10 protein-coding genes and 1 pseudogene are annotated in these 12,009 nt (G+C 37.7%); 6 read left to right on the plus strand and 5 right to left on the minus strand.

The annotated features are described in order from the left end of the window. Window positions 1–171: 171 nt before the first annotated feature. A complete protein-coding gene (locus B2V22_RS06380; protein ID WP_290491213.1) occupies window positions 172–1,401 on the minus strand; it encodes a mechanosensitive ion channel in 1,230 nt (409 codons plus the stop codon). Between the two features lie 390 nt (window positions 1,402–1,791). Here B2V22_RS06380 and B2V22_RS06385 point away from each other — a divergent pair. Both B2V22_RS06385 and ade read left to right on the plus strand, forming a co-directional pair. After that, a pseudogene (locus B2V22_RS06385) lies at window positions 1,792–2,048 on the plus strand (6-phosphogluconate dehydrogenase (decarboxylating)); the annotation flags it as partial. 392 nt (window positions 2,049–2,440) lie between these two features. After that, the gene (gene ade / locus B2V22_RS06390; protein WP_290491215.1) at window positions 2,441–4,135 is read left to right on the plus strand and encodes an adenine deaminase; all 1,695 of its coding nucleotides are present in this window, start codon (window positions 2,441–2,443) and stop codon (window positions 4,133–4,135) included. A 94-nt stretch (window positions 4,136–4,229) separates the two neighbouring features. Here the strand turns inward: ade and jag are convergent, their stop codons facing one another. Genes jag through rpmH form a run of 4 tightly spaced genes read right to left on the minus strand, consistent with a single transcriptional unit; the run spans window position 4,230 to window position 6,701 of the window. Beyond that, window positions 4,230–5,267 (minus strand): RNA-binding cell elongation regulator Jag/EloR, encoded by a 1,038-nt coding sequence (jag, locus tag B2V22_RS06395; protein WP_290491217.1) that lies wholly within the window; start codon window positions 5,265–5,267, stop codon window positions 4,230–4,232. A 15-nt stretch (window positions 5,268–5,282) separates the two neighbouring features. Continuing rightward, window positions 5,283–6,110 carry a membrane protein insertase YidC gene (gene yidC, locus B2V22_RS06400; RefSeq protein ID WP_396159355.1) on the minus strand — a complete coding sequence of 276 codons (828 nt, stop codon included), beginning with the start codon at window positions 6,108–6,110 and terminating at the stop codon, window positions 5,283–5,285. A gap of 32 nt (window positions 6,111–6,142) precedes the next feature. Then, window positions 6,143–6,520 carry a ribonuclease P protein component gene (gene rnpA, locus B2V22_RS06405; RefSeq protein WP_290491219.1) on the minus strand — a complete coding sequence of 126 codons (378 nt, stop codon included), beginning with the start codon at window positions 6,518–6,520 and terminating at the stop codon, window positions 6,143–6,145. 46 nt (window positions 6,521–6,566) lie between these two features. Next, a complete protein-coding gene (gene rpmH, locus B2V22_RS06410; RefSeq protein ID WP_003142921.1) occupies window positions 6,567–6,701 on the minus strand; it encodes a 50S ribosomal protein L34 in 135 nt (44 codons plus the stop codon). A gap of 732 nt (window positions 6,702–7,433) precedes the next feature. Here rpmH and dnaA point away from each other — a divergent pair. From dnaA to recF, 4 genes are all read left to right on the plus strand, one after another. Further along, window positions 7,434–8,768, plus strand: coding sequence for a chromosomal replication initiator protein DnaA (dnaA, locus tag B2V22_RS06415; RefSeq protein ID WP_003142919.1), 1,335 nt, complete (start codon window positions 7,434–7,436; stop codon window positions 8,766–8,768). Between the two features lie 234 nt (window positions 8,769–9,002). Beyond that, on the plus strand, window positions 9,003–10,154 hold the full coding sequence (gene dnaN / locus B2V22_RS06420) for a DNA polymerase III subunit beta (RefSeq protein ID WP_290491224.1): 1,152 nt from the start codon (window positions 9,003–9,005) through the stop codon (window positions 10,152–10,154). Between the two features lie 374 nt (window positions 10,155–10,528). Further along, window positions 10,529–10,777 (plus strand): S4 domain-containing protein YaaA, encoded by a 249-nt coding sequence (yaaA, locus tag B2V22_RS06425; protein WP_396159352.1) that lies wholly within the window; start codon window positions 10,529–10,531, stop codon window positions 10,775–10,777. Next, on the plus strand, window positions 10,764–11,879 hold the full coding sequence (gene recF / locus B2V22_RS06430) for a DNA replication/repair protein RecF (protein ID WP_290491228.1): 1,116 nt from the start codon (window positions 10,764–10,766) through the stop codon (window positions 11,877–11,879). Before yaaA ends, recF begins: the two co-directional genes overlap by 14 nt. Window positions 11,880–12,009: the final 130 nt, after the last annotated feature.

Here is a 12,009-nt window from a genome sequence, read left to right on the forward strand (position 1 = left end):
CTCCCAGAATCAATCATGAATACCTTTATCACTTTTATTGTATTCTTTTTCATAACAAAGTTAAAGAGATACGATAAAACTTAAGTCGATCTTAAAGATTCAAGCAATTAAATCGCACAAATAAAAACCCCCAGCACACAGCCGGGGGTAAAATCTTATCTTATATGATGATTAGAATTGGTCAATATTGTTGTTTTGATCAGATTCTTCTTCAATTTTTTTGTCTAATTTTTCTAGTTGGTTTTTCGCGAAGTCACGTCCACCTAGACCGAATGATAATGCAAAGGCAACTGATAGACCACCAATGATGAATAGGAAGGCCATGTTCACAATATTGTTCGCAAAGTTCAATTGATCTAATGCCATAAATACTGAGAAGACTACGAATACGCCTTTAATGATTTCCCCAACCCATTTACTTTGAGTTGCTTTATTCACTAAGTCGCCAACGAAACGGCCACCAAAGATACCAAGACCTAAGATAATTAAGGCAATTAACACGTTCGGTAGGTAAGCAATGATTGCTGCACCCACAGTGTTTAAGATTGCTAAGTTTAATACGTTTAAGGCTTCAACTGTGAAGAATAAACCAATGACTACTGCAACTACTTGACCAATGATTTCTGAAACATTGATGTTTTTAGTTGCTGCACCAGTTTCACGGTTGAACAAGTTGTTTAAACCCGTACCTTCAAGTAAGTTTTGTACTAAGTCACCAATGACTTTAGCAATTGCAAATCCAACACCTAATAAGATTACCGCTACTAAGATATTTGGAATTGCAGCAGCAATACTATTTAACACGCCGATGATTGGTGTCGCAATTGAAGAAATACCTAATGTTTCAAGGGCTACAACTGCAATTGGAATGAAGACAACAATGTAAGCTACATAAGAAAGTACGTTAGCAATTGTATTTGCTGTTTGACCATCTGCTGTTTTGTTACCAGTAAATTTAGCTACATATTTGTCGATGTTAACTGTTTTAACTAGTGAGTAAACTAATTGTTTCACTAAACGCGCTACCACTACCGCCACAATCATAATGATGATTGCGCCAACGATTGATGGTAAGAAAGCTAAAGCATTTGATGTCATATCGCGAATTGGTGTCGCGATAGAAGTTAAACCAAATGTATCGAAGATGCCAGGTAAGAATAGCACCCAAACGATATAGTATAGAATTTGCGCGATAGTATCAATCGTTGTTTCCGCTTGATCCTCAGTCTCTGCAACATTCCATTTCACGAAGCGACCAGGTAAACCTACCGCTTTTAAACCTTTTGAAACTGCCTTCTTAACTAATACTGCTACGATCCACGCAACAAGAATTAATAAAATACCACCAATGACGGCTGGTATGCTAGCAGCTAAGCTAGCCCATAAACCTGCTAAATCCATTTTTTCCATCTCCTTTTGTTTATCTAAAATTTATTTGGAAAACTACAAAAATAAAGAATTCCTTAAGCCTATTTCTAGTTTACTATATTTATAAGTGATATTCACGCGATATACTTTGGTTTATTTTATAACCTTTAGCATAATAGGGTTTTGTGTTTTTTATTTATATATAAAATACATTATAAATACAATTTTAACACTTTTTGTATTTTAATCTCTTGAAAAATGATTTTTTCAGTCAAAACCTAAATAAAAAAGAGCTTACCTTCCCCCTACAGATAAGCTAACTCCTTATGTATGCATTTATTCTTCTATATAGGCTGCTCAAGGCTATCCACCAAAGTCATAATTTCTGTTTCATCTTCAACATTTACCAATTTCACCACGTTATCAAGTGTTGAACCCTTCATTAGTGATATTGCTTGTACAGACGTTTATTCTATACTGGTCCCTGTGGGTCAGGTCACTATTTAAAAATGGTCCATAATGGGATTGAATATGGCATGATGCAGGCCATTGGTGAAGGATTTAGTGTCCAAGAAGTCTCAAATTATGATTTTGATTTTGCAGCTGTTTCAAAATTGTGGAACAACGGGCCTGTCGTTAGATCTTGGTTGATGGCACTTTTAGAGGAAACTTTCAACGAACATAAACCAAAGTGACTAAATAAAAAGTGACCAAATATCTAAATATGTTAAAACGCAGACTTAAAATCTGCGTTTTTTGTAATACACTTTTGTTTTCATTTTTTTGGCCGGTTAACCTCGGTTTAATCGGAATTTTACCCCCTTCTTCCGAAAGATAGAACCTTATCTATTGATTTAAATCGAATTTATCCGAACAATATTTTATTATCTTTATCTTATAATTCGTATTTTTATCAATCCCCCTATACTTTTAAGGCTAATTGTGGTTATAATACTATTCAAATTTTCAAATCCGATTAATCGAGTTAATTTAGTGAAGAAAGTTTCGCTACTTTCAGCAATTCTAACAATCAATTTTTAAGCAAATAGGCATCCGAACAAAGGGGACAAGCATGAAAAATCTAATTGACGTCGCAAACGGCAAAACAATAGCTGATATCGTCTTAAAAAACGGCTATGTGATTAATGTATTTACAGAAGAAATCATTCAAACTGATGTGGCTATTGTGGGCAACCAAATTGCGGCCTTAGGCAAGTACGAAGGTAAGCAAACCATTGATTGTACAGGCAAATACATTGCACCAGGCTTTATAGATGCCCACATGCATATCGAATCTGCCATGGTGACGCCCTTAGAATTTTCAAAATACGCCCTAACTAAAGGGACGACAACTGTTTTTGCTGATCCTCACGAATTAGTCAATGTCCTTGGGCTAAAAGGCTTGGACTTTATGTTGAACAGTATTGAAGAAACGCCCATGACCACCCATATTATGATGCCTTCATGTGTGCCGGCAACAGATATCGACAACAATGGGGCTGGCGAAATTCTAGCAGCTGACATGGCGCCCTACCTTGAAGGTAAGCAAGTCTTTGGTCTAGCTGAGATGATGCGGTTTGATGATGTGGTCAAAGCTGACGGGGAAATACTGGATAAATTGGCACTTTTTAAAAACCAAATTGTAGATGGTCATGCGCCTGGATTAACGGGGAAAGCCCTACAAGCCTACCGGGCTGCCGGTATTGATACTGAACACGAGGCGGAGAATTACGAGGAAGCGATTGAAAAATTACGGGCTGGCTTTAAATTATTGATCCGTGAAGGCAGTGCCGCTAGAAACCTTGAGGCAATCCTTAAAGGCTTTGTTGAACATAATATCGCCCTAGAACATTGCATGTTCTGTACGGATGATAAACATCTTGAAGATATTGAAAAAGAAGGCCATATCGACTTTTGCGTCCGTAAGGCGATCGCACTAGGCGTCCCTGCTGCCACAGCTTACAAAATGGCTTCATATAATGCCGCTCGCGCTTATAACTTACATGATTTAGGGGCCGTTGGGGCTGGTTACTTAGCTGATTTACTCATCATCGATGACCTTGACCAAGTATCAGTTGAACTTGTCATCAAAAACGGGGAAATCATTGATTTTGACCAATTAAATAGCCAAATTATTGCGCCCATAACAGACGTTGACCTCTTAAATTCAGTTAAACTGCCAAAAATGAGTCAAGAAGATCTTGAATTAATGGTTGATGACACGCCTGTAAAAGTTATCAACTTGGTGGCACAATCCATTTTGACAAGAGGGTCTGAAGAGATATTACCTAGTGTAGATGGCAAATTTGAAGCCAATAAAGACTTCAATAAGGCTTGTGTGATTGAACGTCACGGGCAATCAGGTGGTATCGGCGTGAGCGTGATTAAGGGCTATAATATTGAAAATGGCGCGATTGCAACTAGTGTGTCCCATGATGCGCATAATATTACGGCTGTGGGCGATAACGACGCTGATATCCTACTAGCTGTGAAAGAATTGGACCGTATTCAAGGGGGCTATGTGATTGCTTCTAAAGGGGAAATTGTTGCAGCCCTACCACTGGAATTGGCTGGTATTATCAGTATCCAGTCAGGCAAAACGGTACAAGCGCAATTAAATAAAATGGTGGCGCATGCTAGAGCACTTGGTGTACCTGAATCTATCGATCCGTTTATGACCCTATCTTTCATTGCCTTAACAGCCATTCCAGAATTACGGCTAACAGATAATGGGCTATATGATGTGAATCTGGGGCAATTTGTATAAGAAAATGAGTGAATACTACGATAATAACCAGAAAAAACGACCCTCAATATCCAGTGATAATGGGGGTCGTTTGCTGTTAATATTTTTATTATTTTTAGTCTTTGTAAGATACAACTAGATATCTATGCGGTTCTTTCCCTTCAGAATGGGTCGCAATATATGAATATCTAGCCAATTGCGCGTGGATAATTTTACGTTCCGCAGCAGGTAGTGGGTCCAAGAAAACAGGTTGTTTTGAATTGGCTACTTGGTCCGCTGTTTTACGTGCTAATCTCGCTAAGGTTTCTTGACGTCTTTCCCGATAATTGCCAACATTTACAATCACTTTGACATGTGGGCGCACATATTGGTGGGTCATCACCTGGGCAAGTGTTTCTAATGAATTAATGATCTTACCGTGTTTACCAATAACCAACCCTTTTTTCTCAGTTTGGATATTGTAAATAACAGTACGACCACGGTCTTCAACCTCAATATTGGCGTCTACTAGGTAGGATGCCAACACGTCTATCAGGTATTTAGCAACATGTTCCACATCTTTGAAGTCTTCATCTACCACTTCTAAGTCTTGATCCGCTTGAACAGGCGTTTCAACTACTTCAGTTGCCACTTCTTCTGATTCAATTGCTACTTCAGCAATATTTACTGAATCATTAGGTGTTTCCTCATTAACTAATGGTTCAGACTTTTCAGTAGTCACTTCATCATAGGCAAGTGCTTTTTCAACTGCTTGCTCGGATTCAGTCTCAGCGCCTTGGACCTCTAGCTCTTTCTCAAAACTTGTTGGTTCAACAACTTCTTCTTCAGTTTCATCTACTACTGAATTGATTTCTGTATCTGTATGTTCAGCTGGTTGAGCCTCTAAATCATCAGATGGCGCCACTGCTGATGTATTTTCTTGACCTAAATCAGAGAAGGCCAATAAATCATCTGTTGTGGTATCAATTTCGGATACTTCTCGTTCAGTGTAATGGATGGCTACAATCGCATCCTTTGCCCCTAAACCGAGAAATCCTTTTTTGGCTTCTTGAATTACTTGAACTTCAACATCTTCTCGCGCCAACCGAAGTTGTTGCAAGCCTTTGGCAATAGCAGCATCGACTGAAGTCGCTTCAAATCTTTCAGTTTTCAATACAAGAACCTCCTATTATTTCTTCTTACCATTAGGATTACGTTTTGCTTTTTCTAAACGACGTTCTAGCTCTTTCTCTTTACGAATTTGTTCTTCGCGTGCATCGCGTTTCTTAAAAGGATTATTCATCACTAATGTTTGAAGAATTGTAAATCCAGTGGACGTCACCCAGTAAAGGGAAATTGCTGATGGTAACGTTACACCCATGAATAAAATCATTACTGGCATTGTCCATTGCATCATCGCCATTGATGGATTGCTATTTGGTGTACCAATTGTTGTTAAACGTGTGTTATACCATGTTAGAATAGCTGCAATAATTGGAATTACAAATAGTTGGTCAGGAACACCTAATTCTAACCATAGGAAGTGACCTTGGCTTAGTACTTCTGTTCTGGAAATAGATTGGTATAAGGCCATCAAGATTGGCAATTGAATTAACATTGGTAAACAACCAGACCACATGCTGTAGTCGTATTTTTCATTTAACTTGGCTGTTTCTTCTTGTAATTTTTGCTGAGTTTCTGGATCCTTAGATGCATATTTTTCTTGCAAAGCTTTTAGCTCAGGCTGCATCATTTGCATTTTTTCAGTACTTTGTGTTTGGTACTTGGTTAATGGAATCAAGATGATACGGATGATCAAAGTAAAGGCGATAATCCCAACACCATAGTTACCAAAAATATCTGATAACCACACAATAATACGTGAAAAGTTATAGACGATGTAACGGTCCCACAAACCAGTCGAATTCTCATCGATTGGACTTGTCCCACAAGCCGCTAGAAAGATAACAGCCATCATGGTGATTGCTAAAATCTTCCACATTTTTTTACTTCGAATATTCAATTTTTACAAATCCTCCACGAATTCTACTATTCATGTGGTAATGGCTTTGCTTTTGTATGCTCTTTTATCGGATGATAAATTTTCGCCAAAGATAGCACATGAATCAAACTTTTTTTCACTTCAGCTGTTGTCATATCTGCAGCTGGCTTACGAGCAATCACGATAAAATCATTGGACGGATCAATGCCTGCCTTGAGTTCAGTAATGCTTTGACGAATTTTCCGCTTCACTGCATTACGAGTAACAGCGTTTCCAATTTTCTTACCGACAGAGATACCAATCCGGAAATGGGGTTGGTCCTTCTCCAGTCGATAAATAACAAATTGGCGATTCGCAGTACTATGACCTTGATGAAATACCTTGCCAAAATCTTTCTCAGATTTGACTCTATAAGATTTCCGCACGTAAGTTCGCCTCCTTAATAAAAAAAGACCACATATTAATGTGATCTTATGCAGAAATAACTTTTCTTCCTTTTCTACGACGAGCTGCTAAAACGTGACGACCGTTTTTAGTGCTCATACGTTTACGGAAACCGTGAACTTTTTGACGATGACGTTTTTTAGGTTGGTATGTTCTTTTCATTACTTGCACCTCCTGTTGCGATTAAGTCTTTCGTTTTTTCATTAATATAAAACGACTGTAATATTATATACAATAAAAAGTCGAAATTCAATTTCAGGTGCGAAATTTCGCACTCGTAATCAAGATTTTACCACATTATAACCCATATCACAATACTATTTGTACAAATATTGGTTTTTTTGAGTTTTTCGACCAGTAAGACTCATCTATATTATAACAGATATTTCCCGCAAAAAGAAAAACACTCCTAAAATTGACTCTTACTTTTTTCACAAGCCCTGCTTTTAAATTTCACAAACTATGTGAAGAAAAAAAGTGGTAAACTCTTATTCACAAAGTGTGTACGAAATTTGCACAAGCCTGTGGTTAGTTGCAGCAAGTTAAAATTCATCCCCAAAGTTTTTAAAAGACTTTTCAACAAATCCACAGTTTTGCAAAACTTTTCCACATCTGTTGATAACCCGTATAAAACCCTTATAACTTGCCCTTTGAATAAGGGTGATTATACACAAGGCTTTAAACTTGCTGAAAAATCAAAAGATTTATTCACATCTTGTGGAAAACATTTGTCAAAAGTTGGGATTATTTTTATTCACATCCTGATTTTTCTGTGGAAAACTGGTTTTTTTCATGATATTATGAATAAGCTTAACGAATTTAAAGATTCGTCGTACCAACTTATTGAAATATGTTCGATGTAGAAATTTTGTACACTAAGGAGCTAGGAAATATATGAGTGAATTAAACCGATTATGGGATTACGTCACCCAATACTTCAAAGAAGAGTTGCCTAAAACAAGTTTTGATACTTGGATTAAAGACCTAGATCCTGTTGCCTTTGAGAACGATACCTTGTATTTAAAAGCCATTTCAGTGCTGCACAAGGACCATATTGAGAAACATTATTCGATACAGATTCGACAAGTTTTATTTGAATACTTAAACCATGACGTGAATCTAGTCGTGAGTTTAAAGGATGATCGGTCACAATCTGCCAATCAAATTCAAGTAAACAATCATAATGACAATATTGAAGACAACGGATCAGATCTATTAAATCCAAAATATACCTTTGATAACTTCGTCGTCGGTGAAGGCAATAAAATGGCTCACGCTGCAGCCTTAGCTGTTGCAGAAGGCCCCGGCCGCGACTACAATCCCCTATTCTTCTTCGGTGGTGTAGGGTTAGGTAAAACCCACTTGATGCAAGCAATTGGCCATGAAGTATTACGAACAAACCCAAATGCCAAAATAAAATACGTCTCTAGTGAAACCTTCACCAATGACTTTATTAATGCCATTCGTAAGAACACTACAGACGCCTTCCACCAAGAGTATCGAACAGTCGATATGTTATTAGTGGATGATATTCAATTTATTGGGAACAAACAGTCCACCCAGGAAGAATTCTTCCATACATTTAACGTGCTCTACAATAATAATAAACACATCGTTTTAACCAGTGACCGTGACGCTAGTCAGATCCCTGAGTTAGAGGACCGGTTAGTTTCCCGCTTTAAACAAGGCTTATCAACTGATATTACACCGCCAGATTTAGAGACACGGATTGCCATTTTGCGCAATAAGGCCAACGTCAACGGCTTACAAATTCCAGACGATACCCTTTCATATATTGCTGGACAAATTGACTCCAACATTCGTGAATTGGAAGGTGCCTTAACCAGCGTACAGGCCTTTGCGGTCATGAACCAAGAGGACTTAACGCCAAATACTGCAGCTAAAGCGCTCAGAAATTACAAGAGCAATGTGAAAAGTAATTCACCGACCATTCCAAATATCCTTGAGACGGTGGCCCAATACTTTAATTTGCAGGTTTCTGATCTTAAAGGGAAGAAACGGGTACGTCAAATCGTGGTTCCACGCCAAATTGCCATGTATTTAAGTAGAGAGTTAACAGATGCTTCTCTACCGAAAATTGGGCAAGAATTCGGCGGTAAAGACCATACGACGGTCCTACATGCTTATGACAAGATTAAAAAAGATATCGATGAAAAAAGTGAGTTAGAACGTGATGTTGACAGTATTCGTCGTTTATTAGAAAAATAATGACTTATCTACATCATCTAAGTCAGCGTTTGAAATGACTTATGCTAAAATATAGGTAAGAAAAGGAGGTTGTGGATAATTGTTCATAACCTCTCTGTTTTTTCCACAGTTTATACACATGTGGAAAAGTATATTTTGACAAGCTTTCTAAAAGTTATCAACAAGATTAACAGGGCCTATTACTATTACTATTTTTTTATCTATAATTAAAATATATAAACAAGGAGTGCACACATGAAATTTTCTATTAATCGTTCTGTTTTTATTCAAAATTTGACGGACGTTCAAAGAGCTATTAGTTCACGAACAACAATACCTGTTTTGACAGGTGTTAAAATCTCAGTTAAAGAAGAAGGCCTTTATTTAACTGGTTCTGATGCAACAATTTCCATTGAGGCATTTATTGACGCTAAAGATGATGACAATAAGTTAAAAATTGAAGCCACTGGTGATATTGTCTTACCTTCTCGTTTCCTAGGTGAAATCGTGAAGAAATTACCATCAGATATGATGAATTTAGAAGTTGTTGAAAACTTCCAAACAGAAATCACTTCTGACCGTGCATCATTTACCTTAAATGGCATTAATGGTAATGAATACCCACGTTTACCTGAAATTGATGCAAAACAGACTTACGCATTACCAACAGATACCTTTAAGCAAGTGGTCAATCAAACCATTATTTCTGTATCCAACCAAGAAATTCGCCCTATTTTCACTGGGATTCATTTTGAAATTGGGAATGGTGAGTTAAAAGCAGTTGCCACTGACTCTCATCGTTTAAGTCAACGTGTTATGCCGTTAATAATGCCAGAAGCGGCTGGTGATACAGTGTTAGACATCAATATTCCTGGTCGTTCATTACAAGAATTAATCCGTATTGTAGATAGTAATGAAGACATTGAGATGATGGTGACAGACAATCAAGTACTATTTAAAGCTCGTAATATCTACCTATACTCTCGTTTACTAGAAGGTAATTACCCAAATACAGACCGTTTATTACCTAATGACCACTCAACAGTTATTGAAGTGGCAGCGAGTGAATTAGTGAATGCTGTTGAACGTGCTTTGATTTTAAGTCATGAAGGTAAAAATAATGTGGTTCGTTTGAATATTTCAGACCAAGATATTATCTTATCTAGTCAGTCTGCTGAAGTTGGGAATGTAGAAGAAGAAATCAATGTAGTGAAAGCTGAAGGGGAAGCTTTAGAAATTTCCTTCAACCCTGACTACTTACGTGAAGCCTTGAAATCATTTGGTCAACAAAACGTACAAATTGGCTTCCAGTCATCCTCACATCCCTTCACCCTATTACCAAGTGATCAAACGGATAACTTCAATTTCGTTCAATTAATTACCCCAATTCGTACACCAAGAGGCTAATTGAAGCTAATTGACAAAAGTCGTTAAGATGATCTCGACCGTCGGATCATCTTCATATGGTTAACCATATGAATAAGGATCAAAATCATTTACTGGTTTTGATCCTTTTTTTCGGTCTATGTATAAAAATGTGCCAATTTTTGACTTTTAAGCCCTTTAAGTAAGATTCTAGGTATTTCCCTATCCAAAATGACAACTTTTAATACAGGGCCTTTATTTGCTAAATACGGTAAATTAGCGTATAATTAAGGGGTATAAATAAAAGTGAAATCGTTGAATCTGCTAAGGACCACTAGCTGTGTCCAGTGATGGCAAGAAGAGACGATTTATTTTATGTGAAGAGCGAATTTGGAAGATGAATGCGGGGTGAAATGATGGCTGAAATCGTAAAAATTGAAACAGCATATATTACATTGAGTCAGTTATTAAAAATTTCTGGTGCGATAGGTACTGGCGGAGAAGCGAAATGGTATCTACAAGAAAATGATGTCGTTGTAGACGGCGAAATTGATAATAGACGTGGACGTAAATTGTATCCAGGTATGGTTATTGCGATACCGAATGAAGGTGAATTTATCATCGAAAGCCATGAAACGCATGGTGATGGACATGCAGCTAAATGACATTAAGCTAAAGGACTTCAGAAATTATGAAGATCTAACAGTCACATTTTCTCCTGGGGTGAACGTCTTTATCGGCGAGAATGCCCAGGGGAAAACATCTTTATTAGAGGCTATTTATATGATGTCACTGGCAAGAAGTCACCGTACGGCCAATGAAAAAGATACCATCCGTTGGCAACAAGACTTTGCGCGTATTGAAGGTAGTATATCAACGAGTACGAATCCAGAATTACCACTAGCGCTGACCATCACGAAATCTGGTAAACGCGCAAAAGTCAACCACTTGAACCAAAACCGGATGAGTGATTATATTGGCAAATTGAATGTGATCCTTTTTGCCCCGGAAGATTTAGAACTAATTAAAGGTGCCCCGCAACTTAGACGGAAGTTTATTGATATGGAGCTTGGGCAAATGAGCCCAAAATACCTGTATGAGTCGGTCCAATATAATCGATTATTAAAGCAACGAAATGCCTACCTCAAGCAATTATTATATAAAGAAACCCAAGACCAAATCTATTTAGATATCCTCACTGAACAGTTAGCGGCGTCTGCTACCCATGTTATTTACCAACGGCTACGTTTTGTAGACCAATTGGAATCATGGGCTAAACCCATTCATTCAACCATTTCACATGGACTTGAGGAGTTGACCTTAGCCTATCGTGGTCCAATTGAATTGACTTTAGATATGACTGAAGATGCCATCTACCAGCAGTTGATGACGAAATTTAAAGAGAAAAAAGACCATGAATTAGCCAGAGGGGTTACTTTGGTTGGTCCACATCGGGATGATTTGACCTTTAAGGTGAATGGCCGTGATGTGCAGAAATTTGGTTCCCAGGGCCAGCAACGGACGACTGTATTGAGTATGAAATTAGCAGAAATCGAATGCATGCATGAAGTTTTAGGGGAATATCCTATTTTACTCTTGGATGACGTACTCAGTGAATTAGATAATGAGCGGCAAACCCACTTGTTGAAGTCTATACAGTCGAAAGTCCAAACCTTTATAACAACAACAAGTTTAGATGGTATTCAAAGAGAATTAATTGAACAACCAAGAGTTTTCAATATTGATGCAGGCGCGATAGCGGAATAAGTAAGCGTGCGGGTGAGGCGTGGCCTAAAATCCCATGGCGCTATTGAGATTGAATAATTCACGTAATAGGAGTGGGAAAATGGCAAACAATGCAAATGAAAATAACAACAATGAAAACGAAATGTTGACC

It is taken from the genome of Aerococcus sp. UBA6277, assembly GCF_002440555.1.
Taxonomy (GTDB): Bacteria; Bacillota; Bacilli; order Lactobacillales; family Aerococcaceae; genus Aerococcus.